Here is a 20,258-nt window from a genome sequence, read left to right as displayed (position 1 = left end):
CGCGTTTCCCGCCCCCTGGGCGGGCGGCCGTCGGGGAGGCCGTACCGTGGAGGCGTGTACCGGTTCCTGCTGACGCCCCGGTGGTGGGTCGTCAACGTCCTCGCCGCAGTGGCCATCCCGGTCTGCCTCGTCATGGGCGCCTGGCAGTTGAGCCGCTTCGAGACCCGCGTGGACACCCACCAGGCACAGCAGGAGAAGCGGGACGGCGCCGCCGACGACGCCGCCGGCCGGCCGATGGGCGAGCTGCTGCCCGTGACTGAGGAGACGACCGGTGACGCGGCGACGGTCACCGGGCGCTACGGCCCCCAGCTCCTCGTCCCCGACCGCACCCTCGACGGCGAGACCGGCTTCTACGTGCTGACCCTCCTGCGCACCGACGACCCCGTGGGCGCCGGCCCCGTGGGCGACGACGCCGCCGGAACCCCTACCTCCGTTCCGGTGCTCCGCGGCTGGCTGCCCGGCGAGGCCGACCCGGCGAAGGCCCCCGAGCCGCCCGCCGGCGAGGTCACCGTCACCGGTGCCCTGCAGGTGTCCGAGAACCAGGGCTCCCCCGGCGTGCACACCGAGGGCGGGCTGCCGCGCGGCCAGGTCGGCATGATCAGCGCCGCGGCGCTGATCAACGTCGTGGACGAGCAGGTCTCCCCGGCCTGGATCACCCTCTTCGAGGCCGACGGCGGGATGCGGCCCGTCCCCGCCGAGGTCCCGGAGGGCAGCGGGCTCGACCTCAAGGCGTTCCAGAACCTCGGTTACACGGCCCAGTGGTTCGTCTTCGCCGGCTTCGTGATCTTCATGTGGTACCGGCTCTTCCGCCGCGAGGCGGAGGTCGCGCGCGACAGGGCCCTCGGCCTCACCTCCCCCGATCCTGACGAGAGCGGTCCCCGGGACCGGGACCCGGCCGCTGCGGCTGCGACGGCTGCGGAGCCAGGTCCGGAAGCAGATGACGCCGGACGAAGTCGAGCTCCAGCCTCAACTGCTTGATCCGCTCCTCCACGACCAGCGAGCCGTGTCCCGCGTCGTAGCGGTAGACCTCGTGCGGATGCCGGCGCTCGGCCAGCCGTCCGACGTAGTTCTCCACCTGCTGGATCGGGCACCGCGGATCGTTGACCCCCGCGGAGACGAACACCGGCGCCCGCACCTTGTCCACGTACGTCAGCGGTGACGACGCGGCGTAGCGCTCGGGGACGTCCTCCGGTGATCCGCCCATCAGCGTGCGGTCGATCGCCTTCAGGGCCTCCATCTCGTCCTGGTACGCCGTCACGTAGTCCGCGACGGGCACCGCCGCCAGGCCCAGCGCCCAGGCGTCCGGCTGCGTGCCGAGGGCCAGGAGCGTCAGATACCCGCCCCACGAGCCGCCGCCGACGACCAGCCGCTCCGGGTCCGCGAGACCGGAGGCGACGGCCCACTCCCGCACCGCCGCGATGTCCTCCAGCTCGATGAGCCCCACCCGGTGCTTGAGCGCGTCGGTCCACTCCCGGCCGTAGCCGGTGGAGCCGCGGTAGTTGACGCGGACCACGGCGAAGCCGTGGTCGACCCAGGCCGCAGGGCCGGCCGCGAAGGCGTCGCTGTCCTGCCACGTCGGGCCGCCGTGCACGTCGAACAGGCAGGGGAACGGGCCCTCGCCCGCCGGCCGCTGCACCAGCGCATGGATCCGCCCGCCGGGCCCGTCGACCCAGGCGTCCTCCACCGGCACCGAGCCCGGCGCCGCGGGTCCCGGCGGCTGCAGCACCACGGCCCCGTCGGCGGACCGCACCTGCGGCGGCTCCGCGCCCGACGACCAGTGGAACTCCACCGTGCCGTCCGGCCGCGGCGTCGCCCCCGAGATCGTCCCCGGCGGGGTCTCGACCCGGGTCAGGGCGCCGGAGTCGGCGCCCTGGAGCCCGTACCGCCACAGCTCGCTGCGTGCTTGGTACGTATGGAGCACGAGCAGCGCGCTGCCGTCCGGATACCACTCCGCCGACACGTCCCCCGGCAGGTCGAGCTCCAGCTCCCGGGTCTGCCCCGAGACCGGGTCCCAGACCATCGGCTCCCACCGCCCGCGCCGCTGGTGCCCGACGAGCAGCCGCGCGTCGCCGGCCACCGGCGCGAAGCCCAGCACCTCCAGGCCCAGCTCCTCCCGGCCGCCCTTGGTGTCGTCCAGCTCGGCGACCACCGCGTCCCCGCCGGGGGCGCCGGCGAGCCGCAGCACGCGCAGGGCGGCGTGCATCGCGTCGCCGTGCTCGGTGTGCTCGATGGCGAGCAGCCTGCCGTCGTGCGAGAGGTCGCCGACGCCGGCGGACTCCCGGTGCCGGTAGATCTCGCTGGGCTCGCCGCCGGGCCGGACGAGGTGGATCGTCGTGCCCGTCTCCTCCGTGGAACGGCCGATCACCGCCGTGCCGTCCCGCCCCAGCGCCAGCCCCGCCGAGTACGCCGCCGGCAGCCCCGGCGCCGCCGCCCGGTCCTGCCCCGGCGCGGCGCCCGCGAACGGCTGCCGCCGCCACACCCCGAACTCGTCCCCGTCGGTGTCGCAGAACCACCACACCCACTCGCCGTCCGGTGTCAGCGCGCCGTCCGTCGTGCCGTTCGGCCGGTCCGTGACCTGGCGGACGCCGCCCGTGCGGCGGTCCCATGCGTACAGCTCGAACGTGCCGGTCTGGTTCGACACGTACAGCGCGCGGTCCGGCGCGTCCTCCGCCCACCCGGGCAGGCTGATCCGCGGCGCCCGGAACCGCCGCTTCCACGCCGGCTCCGCACCCGCCGGCCCGCCGTCTCCGGCACCTGCGCCGTCTCCGTAGCTCTCGTAGCCCTCGCCGCCGAAGCTTGCGTCGTCACCGGCACGTCCCGCTTTGCCCCCGTCGATCTCGCTCATGCCGCCATTCTGCGTCCTCGCCCCGGCCGTTCGGCGACCGCACCGCCAATCTGTGGATTACTGCCCAGTTGTGGATAAACTCCCGCCGCCGCGGACCCCGGCTCCCCGATCCCGGCTCCCCGATCCCGGCTCCCCGATCCCGGCTCCCCGATCCCGGCTCCCCGACCCCGGCTCCCCGATCCCGGCAACCGCCCCCGGCAGCCGCGCGTCCTACGGCCGACCGCCCGACACCACGTACTCGAACAGCGCCTTGTTGCTGTTCCGTTTGCGGATGACCTCCACCTCGACCCCCGCGAAGCCCGCCTCGCGCAGCAGCGCCGCGTACCACTCCTGCGCCGGCACCTGGTTCCCGTAGAAGGTCGAGTTGCCGATCACGTAGACCACCTGCCCGCCGCCGCGCACGTTCTCGTACGCCGCCCGGAAGTGCCCCCACATGTCGTGCACGTACTTGCCCACGTAGTTCGCCAGCAGCGGCCCGTTCCGCCCGCCGTCCCGGCGGATCGCCGCCTGCGTCCGGGCCAGCTCGCCCGCGACCGGCTCCGGCACCCCCTCGGCCTCCGGCTCCGGCGGGCGCCAGGCCCGTACGCGCGAGGTGGCCGCGCCCCAGGTGCCGCCGATGGCCTGCCAGTCCAGCCGGCCCGCGTCCTCCGCCCGCCGCAGGTGCCGCATCCAGTACATGTACGGGCGCAGCTCGCGGATGTACGACATGCGGTTGACGTACGGCGGCGAGGTCAGCAGCAGGTCGCAGGGGGCGAGCCGGTCGGCGGCGGGCTGCATGTCGCGGGAGTCGCCGTACAGGACGCGCGCCGTGCCGGGCAGCGGGGCCGCGGCGCCGGTGAGCGTGGTGCCGGCCTCGCGGCGGAAGGTCTCCAGCACAGCCCGGGCGGCGGCGAGGTCGAGCGCCTGGAGAGTGCCGCCGCCCTCCTGTTCCCCCTGTCCCGCCTGTTCCTCCTTGAACGACATGCTCTGGTGGTTGAACGCCGCATTGCTCGACGCGATCAGCGTCCGGCAGAAGGCCACGTCCAGCAGGTCCCGCCCGCCCGGCGGCAGCCCGCCTGCCGCGGCGTCCAGCGCCCGCCGCACCGCCTTCAGCGCGTCCAGCGCGCTCCGGGCCCACCACCGCCCGATGTTGTGCAGCTCCGGCTGCCACAGCCCGTCGGCCTCCGGCAGCAGTTCCTCGGCGCGGTGCACCAGCGGCGCGAGCGCCCGCCGGGTCTCGCGTAGCTGGTCCGGCTCGTACGCGGCCGTCTTCGTCTTCCCCAGCCAGATCAGGAAGGGGTTCACGTCCAGCGACTGCCCCGTCAGCCCGTGCTCGGCGGCGGCGAGCGGGGTGGTGCCGGTGCCGGAGAAGGGATCGGTGACGACGGAGCCGGGCGGCATCTCGGCGGCGTAGCGGCGCACGAGGCTCACGGAGTAGGCGGGGGTCAGCCGGAGCCAGCCGTGGCGGCCGGCGCCCGTGTTGGCGCGGTAGGTGAGGTGTGCGTTCTGACGGGTGTCCGACCGCATGCTCTCGCTCTCGCCGATGGGGGCGGGGGGTAGCGAGGATCGTAGTGGGCGGCGGCCGGTCGCCAGGTGTGAACGGGCAAGTCCCCTCCGTACGGGGGCGATGGTGATCCGCGATCTTCCCGTGGGCTTATTGCGGCGGCATTGCAGCAACGCCTCCGGTGCATCAAGCTGGTTCCGCCGGGCGGGGTCCGGCGGTAGGTGATCGTCTTCCCGCCGGTGCGCTCCGGCTGCCTGTGCGCCGGGCCCCGCCCGTCACGTCCCCGGTTCCTTCCCGGCGCGATCTCCCGTACCGGCTCGCAAGCGCTTGTCGGCGCATCCCCCATCTGCTTGACTCCGGCTGCCAGTGCCCCAACGCACCGGGGGAGGACCCCATGGAGTTCACCCGCAGACGCCTGCTGTCCACCCTGCCCGCCGCCGGCCTGCTGGCGGTCCTCCCGGCCCGCCACGCTGCCGCGGCCGAGACCGCCGAAGCCGCCCAAGCCGCCGACCCCGCGCTCCTCCTCGCCCACACCCGCGCCGTCTTCGCCGGCACCCCTGAGGTCAACGCCCGCCCCGAGGCCGCCGCCAAGGTCGCCGCCCTGCACGGCACCGCCCGCGCCAACCTCGCCGCGATGGCCGACACCGGCACCGCCACCGGCGAGCTGTTCGCCGGTGTCCCCCTCGGGACCAGTGACGTCAACCTCACCACCTCGTACCTCAAGCTCTACGAGATCGCCCTCGCCACCCGCGCCCCCGGCGGTGACCTGTACGGCGACACCGCCGCCCAGGGCCGCGCCGTCGAGGGCCTGGTGTGGCTGCACGAGCACTACTACGGCGACCACTCCCGGGGTTACTACGGCAACTGGCACAACTGGGAAATCGGCATCTCCACCCACGTCGGCAAGACCTTCGCGCTCCTCGCCGACGTCCCCGGCGCCGTCCCCGCCGGGCTGCTCGCGACGTACGTCGCGTCCATGGACGCGTACCTCCGCAACGGCAAGGACGGCGACGTCGACCTCGACTCCCGCTTCCACACCGGCGCCAACCTCGCCGACATCACCACCAACCGCATCATCCAGGGCGCCCTGCTCGCCGCGGCCGGGGAGCCGGGCGGCGAGGCCCGTATCGCCAAGGCCCTCGAAGACCAGCTCACCGTCTTCGCCACCATCGACCCGTACGACATCCGCCACGGCAACACCGACGGCTACTACGCGGACGGCTCGTTCATCCAGCACCACTCCGTCGCGTACACCGGCTCGTACGGCAAGGCGCTGCTCACGCGCGTCGTCCAGACGCTCAAGATCCTCGACGGCACGGGCTTCGCGAACACCGACGCGCTCGTGCCCGTGGTGCAGCGCTGGGTGCGCGACGGCTTCGCGCCGCTGATCTTCGAGGGCTGGATGATGGAGGTCGTCAAGGGCCGCGCCGTCTCCCGTACGACGTCCGGCTACGCCGACGTCGCCGTCATCGTCGAGGCCGTCGTCGACCTCGCCGACTACGCGACCGAGGCCGAAGCCGCCGCTCTCAAGAGCTACGTCAAGCACATCCGCGCCACCTCGCGCGCCGCGCTCGACCCCGCCAGGTTCGTCTCCCCCGTCAGCGTCGTGCGCTACGCGGACATCGTCGGCGACGGCACGATCCCGCCCGCCGACCTCAACCCCGCCGCGCGCAGCGTCGCGTTCAACGCCATGGACAAGCACGTCCACCGCCGCCCCGGCTTCGCGTTCGCGCTGGCGCGCAGCTCGGACCGCATCAGCAAGTACGAGTACATGAGCGGCGAGAACCTGATGCCCTGGTTCCAGGGCGACGGTGCGTACTACCTGTATCTCTCCGGACAGGATCAGACGCGCGCGTACGGCGTCGACTACTACACCGTCGTCTCCCCCTACGGCCTCGCCGGTGCCACCGCGCCCGTCGAGCGGCGCGGCACCGTGCCGGAGCTGTACGGCGGGCTCTGGTACGACAACCCCGGCCACCCGCTGAACTTCACCTCGTCCTCCGAGTCGCAGAACACGTACGTCTACTTCCCGCGCGGCACCAACAGGCACTCCGGCGGCGCCGTCCTCGGCGCGTACGGCACGTCCGCGATGGTGCAGTCCGACGACGTCGCGTACGCCGAACGCGACCTTCTCCCGGACGACTTCGCCGTCTACCGCAACGCGACCGCCACCAAGTCGTGGTTCATGCTCGACGACGAGGTCGTCGTCCTCGCCGCAGGTGTCGGCGACCCCGCCGGCCGCACAGTAACTACTGCTGTCGACGCGCGCACCGCGGACCCCTCCGCCGCCGTCACCGTCACCGGCGCGCACCGCGACGGCAGCGCCTGGGAGGGGCCCGGCACGGCACCGCTGAGCTGGCTGCGCTACGCGGACGCCGCCGAGGGCACGGCCGTCGGGTACGTCTTCCTGGACGCACCGGCCGTCCGGGTCGGCCTGGAGGACGTCACGCGCAGCCGCCGCGCCGTACGGACCTCCAACCCGGACACGGCGGTGACGCGCACCGTGTTCAGCGCCACCGTCGACCACGAGCCGCGGCGCGGGCGCGCGCGCCTGGCGTACGCCCTCGTGCCGCACGCCTCCGCCGCGCAGTTGGACACGTACCGCAGCCGCCCCCCGCTGACCGTGACCGCCAACACCCCGCACCTGCAGGCCGTCCACCACGCCACCCTCGGCCTGACCGCCGCCAACGCGTTCACCCCCGGCCGCCACGACACCGCCGGGCTGAGCATCGACGGCCCCGCCTCGGTGCTCGTACGGACCGGGGACGACGGGCGCGTCGGCGTGGCCGTCGCGGATCCGACGATGGACCGCGGCACGGTCACCGTGGTGCTGCGCGGGCGAGCGCTGCGGAAGACCGCGGGGGACGACGGGGTCCGGGTCAGCCCGGTGCCCGGCGGGACGAAGCTGGAGGTGGACACGCATCACGCGTACGGCAGGAGCCTGACGTCAACTCTGGAGGGCTAGCCGGTACTTCGTCCGGTTCGGGGCCATGTGCGCGGAGGCCGGCGGGGCTACGCTGAGGTCACAGGGGCTCGGGCGAGCCGGCGGCCGGACCGGGGGAGGACGAGTGTCTGAGTTGTTCCTGCGTGGCCTGAGCCGGTGGCAGGCGGACACGCAGCGCGAGGCCGTGGCGGACGTGTACGTCGCGTCGTACAACGGCACGTCGGGCGGGGTGCCCGGGCGGGAGGGCTTCCTGCGGCGGCTCGAAGACCACGTGCAGCGGCCGGGATTCGAGATGGTGCTGGCCGGGGGCGACCGGCCGGTGGGCTGCGCGTACGGCTTCCGGGCCGACCGCTCCGGCGAGTGGTGGCCGGACTTCCCGGAGGGGCCGCCGCTGGCGCTGACCGAAGTCACCTCGTCCCCGCGGGCGTTCGTGGTGGCCGAGCTGATGGTGGTGCCGGACCAGCGCCGCCGGCACATCGCCACGCGGCTGCAGCAGCACCTGCTGGCCCGCTGGGCGCCGTCGCCGGCGGTGGCGCTGCTGCCGCAGGGCAACGCGGCGGCCGATGCGGCGTACCACACCTGGGGCTGGACGCGGACGGGCAGCCTCCACCCGGTGCCGCCGACGCCGCCGCTGGACCTCTGGACGCACCGCAGTCCGCCGCACTGACACCGACGGCGGGAAGCGCCCGCCCGACCGGCGGTAGGTTTGTGCTGGCTTCCGGGAGGTTTGCGCCCGGATGGCGGCAGAAGGGTCCAGGGCACAGGGGGTTCCGGTTGGCCGGGCAGGCGCGGCGGTTCTGGGCGGAGCTGGCGGCGGTGTACGAGGCCGCCGGCCGGCCGACGCTGGACCGGCTCGTGCGCCTGGGCCGCGAGCAGAGCCCGCCCGCGGCGGTCGCCGACTCGACGCTCAGCGGCTGGCTGAACGCGCGCACCGTGCCGGGTCCTGCGCACACGCGGTACTTCCTGGTGCTGACGGCCTTCCTGCAGAGCGAGGCCGGCCGCGGCGGCCGGGCCGGATACCCCGCGCGGCCGGAGGCGTGGTGGGGAGAGCTCCTCGGGCAGGCCCGCCGGGAGCGCAACGCCAACCGCGGCGGCCGTCCTTCCGCCGACGGCACGGCGCCCCCGCCCGCCGGAGCGCCCCTGCCCGCCGAAGCGCGGCCACCCGGCGCGTATCCGCCGGCCGAGCCGCCCCGGACTGCTGAGCGGGCCCCCGCCGACCTCTCCGCGCTCCCGGCTCCCGGCCCCTCCTTCGTCGGCCGTACGGACGAACTGACCGCGCTCCTCGACCTGTTACGCCCGCCGCCGGACGGCGCCACGCCGCCCACGCCCCCCGTGGCGATCTCCGGCCTCGGCGGGGTGGGCAAGACGTCCCTGGCCCTCCACGCGGCGTACGAGGCGCGGCGCACCGGCTGGTTCCCCGGCGGGGTGTACTTCGTCGACCTGCACGGCGCCGACGAGACCCCCGTCACCGCCGACGGCGCCCTGCGGGCACTCCTCCGCTCCTTCGGCGTCGAGCCCGAGCACACCCCGCCGACCGCGGACGAGCGCGCCGGACTGTACCGGTCCGTACTGGAGCGGGTCGCGGCCGACCGCGGTCCCGTACTGCTGCTCGCCGACAACGCGGCGACCTCCTCCCAGGTACGGCCCCTCCTGCCGGGCCACCCGGCGCACCGCGTCCTGACCACCTCCCGCAACGTGCTCGCGCAGCTCGGCGCACACCAACTGCGCCTCGGCATGCTCCCGCCGGAAGCCGCGCTCACGGCGCTGCACGAGGCGCTGACCGCCGCCGACCCCGGCGACCGGCGGCTGGCGCGGGAGGACGGCGCGGCGAGGGAGCTGTGCCGGCGGTGCGGGCACCTCCCGCTCGCCCTGCAGATCGCCGCGGCCCTGCTGGTCGCCGACCCGGGCAAGCCCGTCGCCGAACTCGCCGACGAACTGCGGGACATGGCCACGCGCATGCGCTACCTGGACGACGGCGAACGCGCCGTACGGGCCGCCTTCGACCTGTCGTACCGCCTGCTGACCGACGAGCAGGCCCACCTCTTCCGGCTGCTCGCGCTGCACCCCGGCGCGGACGTGTCGGTGGCCGCGCTGACCGCGAGCTACGGCGGGCCCCTCCCGGTCCGCGGCGTCGACACGCTGGTCCGCGCCCATCTGGTGGAGCCGCGGGACGCGCACGGGCGCTGGCGGATGCACGACCTCGTACGCGCCTACGCCGTGGCCGAAGTCCGCGCCGACCGGCGCCTGCACGAGCGCCACGAGGAGGCGAGGGGCCGGCTGCTCGCCCACTACGGCGACCGGGCGACGGCGGCCAGGAGGCGCCTGCTGACGCCGTCCGCTCCCGATGCGCCCGCCGTCCCGGCCCCGGATCCTGCCGGCTTCGCCGACCGCGAGGCGGCTCTCGCCTGGCTCGACGCCGAGCGCGGCTCGCTGGTGGCGGCAGCCCGCTGGGCCGCGGAGCCCGCCCACGCGCGCGCGGGCGTGCGTCTGGCGCTGAACCTCGGCGAGTACTTCGGGCTGCGCCGCCGCTACGACGACGCGGTGACCGTGTACGAGCACGCGCTGCGGGCCAGCCGCGGGCTGGGCGACCGGCGCAGCGAGGGCAAGTGCGCGAACAACCTGAGCGTCGCCCTGCGCTGGACGCAACGGCTGGAGGAGGCCGTCGCCGCCTGCCGCACCGCGCTGCGGGCGTACGACGACCTGCCGGACACGTACGCCGCCAGCCGCGGGCGGAGCTGGCACAACCTCGCGAACGCCCTCGCCCTGCTGCGGCTCTTCGACGAGGCCCTCGCCGCCGAGGACCAAGCGGCGCGTATCGCCGTGGAAGCGGGCGACGCGGGTGCGCTCGCCCGTGCGGAGAACGGCCGGGGGCACGTGCTCCTGAAGCAGCAGCGGTACGACGAGGCGCTGACGGCCCTGCACCGCGCGCGGAGCCTGATGCCGGACACCCATGACCCGCCGCTGGGGGGAATGGTGACCAACAACATCGGCAGGGTGCTGCGGGGGACGGGCCGGCTGGACGAGGCCGCGAGCGCACACCGGAGCGCACGGGCCGTCTTCGCCGCCCTGGGCGACCGCGAAGGCGAGGCCACGTGCCGCAACGAAGTCGCCCTCGTCCTCGCGGACCAGGGGCGGTTCGCCGCGGCGGCCGAGGAGCAGCGCGGCGTGCTCGCCGTCCTGCGGGGGATCGGCGCGCGGTACCGCGAGGCGCTCGTCGGCCACGACCTCGGCCGCAGCCTGGAAGGGCTCGGGGAGCACGAGGAGGCGGCGGAGGTGTACGAGCACGCCGCGTCGGTCTTCGCGGAGCTGGGGGCCGACTACCACCGCGGGCTCTGCGACGAGCGGCTGGCCGCGCTCCGCGCGCTCCCCGGTGCGCGGGGGACGGGAGGGCCCGGATGAGCGCCCCCGGCACGGCGAACGATGACACCGGCACCGGCACCGGCACCGGCACCGGCACCGGCGTCGGTGCGGTGCGGCCCGCGCGCCTGTCCCCGACCGCCTCGCTGCTCTACGTCCAGCCCACGACCCTGTGCAATCTCGACTGCTCGTACTGCTACCTGCCCGACCGTACGCGCGCCCGCCGCATGCCCCGCGAGGTGGCCGACGCCGTGGCCCGCGGCGTGTCCGCCTGGGCCGAGCGGCACCCCGTGCGCGTCGTGTGGCACGGCGGCGAACCCCTCGCGGCCGGGACCGGGCGCTTCGAGGACCTGCTGGACGCGTTCCCGGGCGGCAGCCGCCATCCCGTACGCCACGGCGTGCAGACCAACGCCACGCTCCTCGACGGCTCCTGGTGCGAGCTGTTCGTCCGCCGGCGCGTCCACGTGTCGGTCAGCCTCGACGGCCCGGCCGGCCGGAACGGGGCACGCGCCGACCGCGCCGGGCGCGACAGCACCGAGCGCACCCTGCGCGCCGTCGGGCTCCTGCGCTCGTACGGCATCCCCTTCACGGCCATCGCGGTGGTCCGCAGCCCTTCGGCCGCGACGGCCGACGCGCTGTACGACTGGTTCGCCGGGCTGGGCTGCACGTCGCTCGGGGTCAACCTCGTGGAGCGGAAGGGGGCGTGGCGCGAGACCGGGACGCCGGAGTACGGCCGGGTCGTGGAGTTCTGGGCGGCCCTCACGGCCCGCGTCCAGCACGACGGGCGCCTGCGGGTACGGGACGTCGACGACGCTCTGCGCTACGTCGGGGACCAACTCGCCCGGGGCGGAGGACGGGCCGCGGACGGCCCGCACCGGCCGGTGCCGATGGTCATGTGGAACGGCGACGTGATCCCCGTGGGGCCGGAGCTGGCGGGCTTCTCGTCCCCCGCGTACGGGCGGTTCGCGGTGGGCAGCCTGCGCACGTCCGGGCTGGACGAGGTGATGGCGCGCGCCGCCGGGGTCCCGTGGGTCGCGGAGGCGATGCGCGGGGTGGCGTCCTGCCGGGCCGTGTGCGACCACTTCGGGTACTGCCGCGGGGGCAACCCTGCGAACAAGTACTTCGAGACCGGTCGATTCGACGTCACGGAGACCGAATACTGCCGCAGCAGCAGAAAAGCGTTGATGGACGGAGTGCTTCTCCATGCTGAACGACAGTGAACACCCGGGCGGGAACGGGTCCCTGGCGGACCGTATCGGCCGGCTGCGTGACCCGCTGGCCGCGCTCGCGCGGTCGGTTCCCGCCGCGGAGGGGCGCGAACCGCGCCCCAGCGCATCAGCGGATCCCCTCGAATGGGAGGGGTGGGACTCCTGGGACGAACCAGAAGAGACGGACGGGCCGGAGAACCTCGGAGAGCCGGAGACAGAGCCGGAGACAGAGCCGGAGACAGCGGACGACGCGGCGGAGGCGACCGGGGCCGGCGACCAGGCCGACGGGACCGGAGGCCCGCGGGGCGACGGCTGACCGCACCCGCGGTGCTGAACCTGCTCCTCAGCCTCACCGAAGCCCCGGCGACCGCTCCCCGGCCGGATCGGCCGCGGAAGGCGGGTCAACCTGAGTCCGCCTTATTCACCCGGAAGAGGCGAATAAGGAGCGGATGGGACAGAAGTGGCTACGCTCGTCCGCGTGCCGGGTACCCACGCCGCCGTGCTGCCGCGACTCTGCCGCGCCGTGATCGCTCTTCTCGCGGGTCTTGCGATCATCGTGCTGGCCCCGGTGTTCGCGTGCGTGGACGCCGGTACGCCGCACCACGAGGGCGAGAGCCTGCGGGGGACCACGCTGGCGCTGGCGCTGGCGCCGGTGGCGTACGCGGAGGCGGCGCACGACCACGCGGTGGCGCACGACCACGCGGCCGGCCACGGCGGGGCGGGCCGGGACGACGCCGCGGCCGGCAACCGGGCCGACAGCCGCGCTGACGGCCCTCTCGCCGCCCCCGCCGCAGACCACCTCCACGACCACGCCACCCACGCCGACTGCCGCGCGGCGTGCTGCGAGCCCGCCGCCGCCCTCCCGCGCGCCGTCGTACGCGACGACCCCGCCGGCTCCGCCGCCCTCCCCGCGCCGCCCGCCCCCGCCCCCGTCGCCGCTGCCGCCGCGCTGCCGGCAGCCGAAGCGGCCCCCGCCCTGCCGCCGTCCGCCGGCCTCCGCCCGGCGCCCCGCCACGGCCCCGCCCTCCTCCGTCTGGTCTGCGTCAGCCGTACGTGACGGCCCCCGCGCGCACGGCCGCGCCCCCGGCCCCCACGTACGTACGCGAACACCCGGCCCCGTACCCACGCGGCCGTGGAAGGACCACCCATGCACTCCACCATCCGCACCGTCGCCCCCGGCGACCTGGCCGGCTTCGCCGCCGCACACCGCCTCCCCGCCCCCGCCGGCGGCGCCCGCAGCACCCCCGCGGGGCTCGTCGGCAACACCCCCGTGCTGTGGATCGGCGAGCCGTTCAGCCCGGCCGGCCACGGCTTCTGGGCCAAGCTGGAGGGCGCCAACCCCGGCGGGCTCAAGGACCGTTCTGCGCTGCACATGGTCGCCGCCGCCCGCCGCCGCGGCGAACTGCCGCCGGGCGCGCCGGTCGTCGAGTCGACCAGCGGCACCCTCGGCCTCGGCCTCGCGCTCGCCGGGATCACGTTCGGCCACCCGGTGACCGTCGTGACCGACCCGGGGCTCGAACCGCTGCTGCGGCACCAACTGGCCGCGTACGGGGCGCGCGTCGAGATCGTACGCGCCCCGCATCCGTCCGGCGGCTGGCAGCAGGCCCGCCGCGACCGGGTCGCTGAACTGCTGGCCGCGCGGCCCGGCGCCTGGTGCCCGGACCAGTACCACAACCCCGACAACCCCGCCGCGTACGACGCGCTCGCCCTCGAACTCGCCGTGCAGCTCGGCCGCGTCGACATCCTCGTCACCGCCGTCGGCACCGGCGGCCACTCCGCGGGCGTCGCCCGCGCGCTGCGCGCGTTCTCGCCGGGGATGCGGCTGGTCGGCGTGGACTCGGTGCGCTCCACGGTCTTCGGGCAGCCGGCGGGCGAGCGGCTGATGCGCGGGCTAGGCAGCAGCATCCACCCGCGCAACGTCGACCACGCGGCGTTCGACGAGTGCCACTGGGTCGCCGCGCACGAGGCGGTGTGGGCGGCCCGGCGGCTCGTGCGGCACCACTACGCGGGGGGCGGCTGGAGCGTCGGCGCGGTGGCCTTGGTCGCGGGGTGGCTGGCGCGTACGCACGGGCCCGCGGTCCGTATCGCGGCCGTCTTCCCCGACGGCGTGCAGCGCTACTGGAACACCGTCTTCAGCGACGACTACTGCCGCGCCCACGACCTGCTCGACCGCCCGCCGGCCGCGTGCCCCGACGAGATCGCGCACCCGGCGGAGCGGACCGTCGAGCGCTGGACGCGCTGCGGCACCGTCACTGCCCCGTCGGCGGTGCTGCCTCGATGAGCGGCCTGGTGGGGGAGTTCCGCTCGTACGGTGCCGGGGTGCGGCTGCTGATGGTGCAGCAGTTCACCATCAACACCGCCTTCTACATGCTGATGCCGTACCTCGCCGCCCATCTCGCCGACGGGCTCGGCATGGCCGCGTGGGCCGTGGGCCTGGTCCTGGGCGTACGGAACTTCTCCCAGCAGGGCATGTTCCTGCTCGGCGGCACACTGGCCGACCGGCTGGGCTGCAAGCGCATGATCGTCGCGGGGTGCGTGCTGCGGACGGCGGGGTTCGGGCTGCTGGGCTTCGTGCAGTCACTGCCCGCGCTGGTGGCGGCATCCGCGCTGACGGGCTTCGCGGGGGCGCTGTTCAACCCGGCGGTGCGGACGTACCTCGCGCAGGCCGTGGGGGAGCGGCGGCGCGTGGGGGCGTTCGCGTTGTTCAACGTCTTCTATCAGACGGGGATGTTCGTCGGGCCGCTCGTCGGGCTGGCTCTGCTGGCCGCCGACTTCCGGCTGGTGTGCACGGTCGCGGCGCTGCTGTTCCTGGGGCTGACGGTGGTGCAGGTGCTGGCCCTGCCCGAGCGGGACACGGTACGGGCCGTACGCCCGGGGGCGCGCGGGGTACTGGCCGACTGGCGCACGGTCGTCTCCAACCGCCCCTTCATGCTCTTCTCCGCCGCCATGATCGGCTCGTACGTGCTGTCGTTCCAGGTGTATCTGGCGCTCCCCCTCCAGGCCCACCGTGCCTTCCCGGCCGCCGGCGACGGCGTGACCACGGCGCTCTTCGCCGTCTCGGCGGGCGTGGCGGCGGCGGGCCAACTGCGCGTCACAAGTTGGGCGAAGAAGCGCTGGCCGGGTCAGCGTGCGCTGGTGTACGGCATCGCCCTGATGAGCGTCGCCTTTCTGCCGCTGTTTCTCACCGGGGCGCCACCGGCCGGCGGCGGCGCGGCGGCGCGGACGGCGGCGCTCGCCCCGCTGCTGCTCGCCGCGGCCCTGCTGGCGCTGGGCACGGCCCTGGCGTACCCCTTCGAGATGGACACGGTGGTGACCCTGGCCGGTGGCCGCCTCGTCGCCACGCACTACGGGCTCTACCACACGGTGTCCGGTCTCGGCATCACGCTGGGCAACCTGGGGACGGGCGCGCTGTGGGACGCGGCGGAGGGGTATCCGCGGCTGCCGTGGCTGGTGCTGACCGCGACGGGCGCGGCCTGCGCGGGCGCGCTGGCGGCACTGGCCCACGGCGGGCGGCTGCGCGCGGTGCGGCCGGAGCCGGCGTCCGCGTGAGCGGCACGCGCGCGGTGGTTCCCGACAGACGTCGGCGACCACCGGGTCGGCCCGTGACGGCGCCCGGTGGATCACGCCGTCAGCCGTTCCTCCAGCGGCCGTATCGCCACGCTTGCGACCAGCACCAGGAGGCCGACCACCACCCATGGCAGCACCCGCTCCACGCCGTACAGGAGCCCGAAGAGGCCCGGCGTGACCATGTCGGCCGTCGCGAACGAGTACTGGAACGCCGCCAGGTACGTGCCCCGCGCCCCCTCCGGCGCCGCGTCCGCGGAGAGCGCGTTGGAGGCCGGCCCGTGCAGCATCTCCGCGACCGCCCAGAGCAGCATCACCAGCGCCAGATAGCCGACCAGCACCGGGCCGCGCGGCAGCAGGACCGCGAACGCGACGGCCCCGCACCACCCCGCCCACGCCACCCCGCCCCAGGCCATCGCGCCCCCGCGGGAGGTGGTCCGGCGGATGCGGTGGGTGACCGCGGCGGTGGAGGTGGCGACGACGGCGGTGGTGAGGGTCAGAAAGACGCCGACCGCCCAGCCGGGCGCGGCCAGCCCGCGGACGACGTAGACGGGGGTGGCCACGGCGAGGAGGACGGTGCAGATGTTGAACAGGACGTTGACGCCGATCAGCAACAGATAGGCGCGGTTGCGCAGCAGGTGCCGTACGCCGTCGGCGGGCTTGCCGGCGACGGCGCCGGCGGCCGGCCGCGGGCGGCTCCGTACGAAGAAGGCGACGGCACCGGCGGCGAGGACGAAGGACAGCGCGTTCGCCAGGATCATCCCCCGGTACGCGTGCTGCGAGGCGAGCCCCAGCAGCACCCCGGCGAGCACCGTCCCGGCGCCGGTCCCGGCCGCGCGGACCATCGCGGCGCGGGCGAACCACTGGTCCCGGCCGCGGCCGTCGGCCTGTTCTGCGATGAACGCGAAGACCGACGACCAGTACACGCGCAGCCCGGCCGCCTCGACCAGCGCCGCGGCGAACAGCGACACCGGCCCGTCCACCGCCAGATACAGCAGGAACCCGCCCGCCTGCAGCAGTTGCCCCGCGATCACCACCGGCCGCGGGCCGATGCGGTCCACGACCCGCCCGACGAGCAGCGGAAGCAGGAGCGCGGCGGCGGTCGCGGCGGTCATCAGCAGGCCGACGCGCGCCTCGGAGAGGTCGGTGGCGGCGAGGAAGTAGACCATGGACAGCGGCAGATAGAGCCCGGACCCGACGGCGTCGATCCCGAGCGCCACCGGAAGCGCCCAGGCCGCCCCGTCCCGTCCCTGGCCCCGCCCCTGTCCCTGTCCCCGCACCTGCCCTCCGGTCCGCACCGACAGCCCCCGTCCGCGCCCCGACAGCCAAGTGCAACGTTGTAACCCGATGTCCCCGCGAAGTCAATCCGCTGCACGGCACCCGGTTTAGCCTGTGCCGTATGGCAGTACTGGACGCGCTGCACCGTTTCAACCAGCGGCATCCCTGGAGCCACAACGACCACTACGGCCCGTGGATCGCCCGGCAGGTGGCCGCGGCCGGGGCGCGGGACGTGCTGGACGTCGGGTGCGGATCGGGGAACCTGGTGGCGTTGCTGCGGCGGCGCGCGGGGGCCGTGACCGTGACCGGGCTCGAACCCGACGCCGCGCTCGCCGCCGTCGCGGCCCGGCGGTTCGACGGCGATCCCGCGGTCACCGTCGTACGCACCGACTTCGCCGGCCGCGAGCCCGGGCGGCGCTGGGACGCCGTCACGCTCGTCGCCGTACTGCACCACATGCCGCTGGTCCCCACGCTGCGTGAGCTGCGCGACTGCCTCGCGCCGGGCGGGCGGCTGGTCGTCGTCGGGTGCTACCGCGAGGCCGGGGCCGCCGACCTCGTCGCCTCCCTGCCGGCCGTGCTCGCCAACCCGCTCGTCGGGCTGGCCAAGCACCCGGCACGCGCGGACGCCGTGCCCGTGCACATGACCGCGCCCACCGCGGAACCCGCGGAGACCCTGGCCGGGATCCGCGCCGCCGCGGCGGCGGAGCTGCCGGGGGCGCGGGTACGCCGGCGGCTGTTCTGGCGCTACAGCCTCGTCTACGACGCACCGGCCTGAGCGGGCCGCCCCCTTCGCCCGGCGCGGTCCGCCCGCCCCCCGCGGCGATATTCGCTTGCGTGTCCGGGCGCGGATCAGGATCGTGTGTACGGTGAGTGACGACGACGTACCCAAGCGGTGGACCGAGGCCAGCGTCTACCCCGACATGTGGGCGGACCCCGACAAGGACCCCCGCAACAACGACGCCAGCCCCGACGGCGAGCTGGCCACGCTGCAGGACTTCCTGACGGGCTACCGGCTGACTCTGACGATGAAGTGCGAGGGCCTCGACGCCGAGCAGTTGGCGCGGCGTTCCGTGCCGCCGTCGACCATGTCGCTGCTCGGGCTCATACGCCACCTCGCCGAGGTGGAGCGCGACTGGCGCAACTGGGTCGTGCCGGAGGACCCCGCCCCCAGGATCTACGGCGAGCGCGACGCCGACTTCCACGGCGCCGCCGCCGACCAGGCGCTCGTCGACGCCGCCTTCGCCGACCTCGCCCGCGAACAGGCCGCGTGCGACGCGGTGCTGGCCGAGTACACCGACCTCGGTGCCCGGCTGCCCAAGGACAACACGTCGGTGCGCGAGATGTGGGTGCACCGGGTGGAGGAGTACGCGCGCCACTGCGGCCACGCGGACCTGCTGCGCGAGTGCGTGGACGGCCGGGTGGGTCAGTAGCGGCCCGCGGTAGCTGACGGCGGGTGGCCCAGCGGGGCAACCCGCCCGGGACCCCATCGCGTTCGACGAGTGTGCGACGTGAAGTGGGGACCGGATGGCAGGCGCAGGATGCTGAGGCGGGGCGCGGCGGAGCCGCCCGGGTTCGAGGAGTTCGTGGCGGCCCGTGGGCCGCGGCTGCTCCGCGTGGCCTGGCTGCTCACCGGGGACGCCCAGCTCGCCGAGGACCTGCTGCAGACCGTGCTGGCCAAGGTGTGGCCGAAGTGGGAGCAGATAGCGGACGGCAGCCCAGAGGCGTATGTCCGTACGGCCATGGTGCACACCAACATCTCCTGGTGGCGCCGCCACTGGTGGGGCGAGGTGCCGCACGGCGAGCTGCCCGACACGGCCGCCCCCGCCGACGCGTTCGCCCAGGTGGACCTGGAGCAGTCGCTCGCCGCCGCGATACGGCGCCTCCCGCCGCGGCAGCGCGCGGTGGTCGTGCTGCGCTTCTTCGAGGACCTGAGCGTCGAGGACACCGCGGCGACCCTCGGCTGCGCGCCGGGCACGGTCAAGAGCCAGTCCGCCAAGGCGCTGCGCACGCTGCGCGGGCTGCTGCCGGCGGCCGAGCTGGTGGAGGGCGGTGAGTCCGGTGGCCGGGAACGCTGCTGAGCCGGCGGGGGCGCAGGACCGGGAGCCCGTCGAGGAGGAGCGCGCGCTGCGCGCGCTGCTGGAGCGGGCCGTCCCGCGGCCGGCCGCGCCCGCCGAGCGGATGGAGCGGATACGGGGACTGGTGCTGCGGCGCCGCCGCCGGCGGCGCGCGGTGTGGGGGGCGACCGCGACGGCCGCGGCCGTCGGCGTACTGCTGCCGCAGATGCTCCCCGCCGACGGCCCGCCGCCCCGCACCGTGCCCCCCGCCGCCGGCGCCGGGACGCCGGAACAGCGGGACGCCGAGACCCGGTTGGCGGAGCTGTCCGACCTCACGCTGCGGGTGCCCACGGGCTGGAGCAGCCGCACGGTGCGTACGGACTCGCCGGAGGGCGCGTACGTCGGCTACGTCGCCAGCCTGTCCCTCAGGCCGTCCCCCGAGCCCTGCCCCACCGGCGTGGACGGCACCTGCACCACGCCGCCGCGGCAACTGCCCCGCCGCGGCACGCTGATCACGCTGCGACTGCTCTACGGGCCGAAGAAGCCCACCCCCGGCGTGCTGCAGTCGCGCGAGGTGGGCAAGACGTGCTTCGTCGCGGGCGGCACCGAGGAACTGTGGGCCGTACGCAGCCCGGCGGGCGCGGCGGAGGGGGTCCACGTGCTCGCGACGGTCTGCCTGGCCGCGCCGGCTGACGGAGACGTCGCCGAGGCCAGGACCGTACTCGGCTCGATGCGCTTCGACCCCGCCGCACCACCCCGCCGACCGAAGCGGAGCACCAACTGATGCTGTCCCGCCGCCGGCTGCTGTACGCGGCCGGACTCCCCCTGCTCGCCGCGGCGGGCTGCACATCCGCCGACCCGCCCCGCGCACAGAGCGACCCGCCGCCGGCCCCCGCGCCGACCCCCTCGCGCGTCACGGCGGCCCCCGCGCGACTGCCGCGGGACATACCGGGACTCGGCCCGCGCACCCGCGCGCGCGTGCCCGCCGACGCCCGCCAGGCGCTCGTCGTCACCGGCACCTCCCGCCGCTCCTCCGACGCCACCGCCGTGCTCTACGAACGCGGCCCCGACGGCTGGCGCGGCGGCCCGGCCTGGCCCGCCCGCAACGCGCTCCGCGGCTGGACCCGCCACCACACCGCCGGGGACCTCCGCACCCCGGCCGGCGTCTACGGCCTCACCGACGCCGGCGGCCTCGACCCCGACCCCGGCACGGAACTCCCGTACGACCACGGCCCCGCCTTCACCGCCACCGGCCGCGGCTACGAGGGCGAGTCCCTCGCCGGCTCCTTCGACTACGTGGTGGCGATCAACTACAACCGCGTGCCCGGCACCACCCCGCTCGACTGGACCCGTCCCCTGGGCGACGGCCGCGGCGGCGGCATCTGGGTCCACGTCGACCACGGTGGCCCGACGAGCGGGTGCGTCTCCCTGGCCAAGCCGCACATGCGCACCCTGCTGCGGAGCCTGGACCCGGACAGGCACCCGGTGGCGGTGCTGGGCCCGCAGCACTGGCTCGCGCGCTGAT

At 75.2% G+C, this 20,258-nt stretch carries 16 protein-coding genes and 1 pseudogene; 14 read left to right on the top strand and 3 right to left on the bottom strand.

From position 1 onward, the window contains the following. Window positions 1–54: 54 nt before the first annotated feature. Window positions 55–762, top strand: a pseudogene (locus B124_RS24830) (SURF1 family protein); the annotation flags it as partial. An 85-nt stretch (window positions 763–847) separates the two neighbouring features. On the opposite strand, the gene B124_RS24825 reads toward B124_RS24830, so the two are convergent. Continuing rightward, window positions 848–2,845, bottom strand: coding sequence for a S9 family peptidase (locus B124_RS24825; RefSeq protein ID WP_496505166.1), 1,998 nt, complete (start codon window positions 2,843–2,845; stop codon window positions 848–850). 210 nt (window positions 2,846–3,055) lie between these two features. Continuing rightward, window positions 3,056–4,351, bottom strand: a complete 1,296-nt coding sequence (locus tag B124_RS24820) for a DNA methyltransferase (protein ID WP_496505165.1) — start codon at window positions 4,349–4,351, stop codon at window positions 3,056–3,058. A gap of 371 nt (window positions 4,352–4,722) precedes the next feature. Between B124_RS24820 and B124_RS24815 the strand changes: the two genes are divergently transcribed. From B124_RS24815 to B124_RS24780, 8 genes are all read left to right on the top strand, one after another. After that, window positions 4,723–7,293 carry a polysaccharide lyase family 8 super-sandwich domain-containing protein gene (locus tag B124_RS24815; RefSeq protein WP_496505164.1) on the top strand — a complete coding sequence of 857 codons (2,571 nt, stop codon included), beginning with the start codon at window positions 4,723–4,725 and terminating at the stop codon, window positions 7,291–7,293. Window positions 7,294–7,396: 103 nt separating this feature from the next. Next, the gene (locus B124_RS24810; RefSeq protein WP_496505163.1) at window positions 7,397–7,939 is read left to right on the top strand and encodes a GNAT family N-acetyltransferase; all 543 of its coding nucleotides are present in this window, start codon (window positions 7,397–7,399) and stop codon (window positions 7,937–7,939) included. Between the two features lie 107 nt (window positions 7,940–8,046). Then, window positions 8,047–10,671 (top strand): ATP-binding protein, encoded by a 2,625-nt coding sequence (locus tag B124_RS24805; protein ID WP_496505162.1) that lies wholly within the window; start codon window positions 8,047–8,049, stop codon window positions 10,669–10,671. Continuing rightward, window positions 10,668–11,849 carry a cyclophane-forming radical SAM peptide maturase AmcB gene (gene amcB, locus B124_RS24800; RefSeq protein ID WP_496505161.1) on the top strand — a complete coding sequence of 394 codons (1,182 nt, stop codon included), beginning with the start codon at window positions 10,668–10,670 and terminating at the stop codon, window positions 11,847–11,849. The genes B124_RS24805 and amcB overlap by 4 nt, the downstream gene beginning before the upstream one ends. Continuing rightward, window positions 11,833–12,153 (top strand): hypothetical protein, encoded by a 321-nt coding sequence (locus tag B124_RS24795; RefSeq protein WP_496505160.1) that lies wholly within the window; start codon window positions 11,833–11,835, stop codon window positions 12,151–12,153. The genes amcB and B124_RS24795 overlap by 17 nt, the downstream gene beginning before the upstream one ends. A gap of 162 nt (window positions 12,154–12,315) precedes the next feature. Beyond that, the gene (locus B124_RS24790; protein ID WP_496505159.1) at window positions 12,316–12,894 is read left to right on the top strand and encodes a hypothetical protein; all 579 of its coding nucleotides are present in this window, start codon (window positions 12,316–12,318) and stop codon (window positions 12,892–12,894) included. A 90-nt stretch (window positions 12,895–12,984) separates the two neighbouring features. Next, window positions 12,985–14,118 carry a PLP-dependent cysteine synthase family protein gene (locus B124_RS24785; RefSeq protein WP_496505158.1) on the top strand — a complete coding sequence of 378 codons (1,134 nt, stop codon included), beginning with the start codon at window positions 12,985–12,987 and terminating at the stop codon, window positions 14,116–14,118. Continuing rightward, a complete protein-coding gene (locus B124_RS24780) occupies window positions 14,115–15,386 on the top strand; it encodes an MFS transporter (RefSeq protein WP_496505157.1) in 1,272 nt (423 codons plus the stop codon). The genes B124_RS24785 and B124_RS24780 overlap by 4 nt, the downstream gene beginning before the upstream one ends. Window positions 15,387–15,457: 71 nt before the next feature. Here B124_RS24780 and B124_RS24775 read toward each other — a convergent pair whose 3' ends face one another. Next, window positions 15,458–16,621: an MFS transporter gene (locus B124_RS24775; RefSeq protein ID WP_496505156.1), complete on the bottom strand. Its 1,164-nt coding sequence runs from the start codon at window positions 16,619–16,621 to the stop codon at window positions 15,458–15,460. A 179-nt stretch (window positions 16,622–16,800) separates the two neighbouring features. Here B124_RS24775 and B124_RS24770 point away from each other — a divergent pair, with 179 nt between their 5' ends. From B124_RS24770 to B124_RS24750, 5 genes are all read left to right on the top strand, one after another. Next, window positions 16,801–17,454 carry a class I SAM-dependent methyltransferase gene (locus tag B124_RS24770; RefSeq protein WP_496505155.1) on the top strand — a complete coding sequence of 218 codons (654 nt, stop codon included), beginning with the start codon at window positions 16,801–16,803 and terminating at the stop codon, window positions 17,452–17,454. 91 nt (window positions 17,455–17,545) lie between these two features. Continuing rightward, a complete protein-coding gene (locus B124_RS24765) occupies window positions 17,546–18,109 on the top strand; it encodes a DinB family protein (RefSeq protein WP_496505154.1) in 564 nt (187 codons plus the stop codon). Window positions 18,110–18,217: 108 nt separating this feature from the next. Beyond that, window positions 18,218–18,757, top strand: coding sequence for a SigE family RNA polymerase sigma factor (locus tag B124_RS24760; RefSeq protein ID WP_496505153.1), 540 nt, complete (start codon window positions 18,218–18,220; stop codon window positions 18,755–18,757). Next, window positions 18,738–19,517: a hypothetical protein gene (locus tag B124_RS24755; protein WP_496505152.1), complete on the top strand. Its 780-nt coding sequence runs from the start codon at window positions 18,738–18,740 to the stop codon at window positions 19,515–19,517. Before B124_RS24760 ends, B124_RS24755 begins: the two co-directional genes overlap by 20 nt. After that, a complete protein-coding gene (locus B124_RS24750; protein ID WP_496505151.1) occupies window positions 19,517–20,257 on the top strand; it encodes a hypothetical protein in 741 nt (246 codons plus the stop codon). Before B124_RS24755 ends, B124_RS24750 begins: the two co-directional genes overlap by 1 nt. The last annotated feature ends 1 nt before the right edge of the window (window position 20,258 follow it).

The organism is Streptomyces sp. CNP082 (assembly GCF_059570535.1).
Note: the sequence above shows the minus strand (reverse complement) of the source record. Positions and strands in the feature narration are given on the sequence as shown.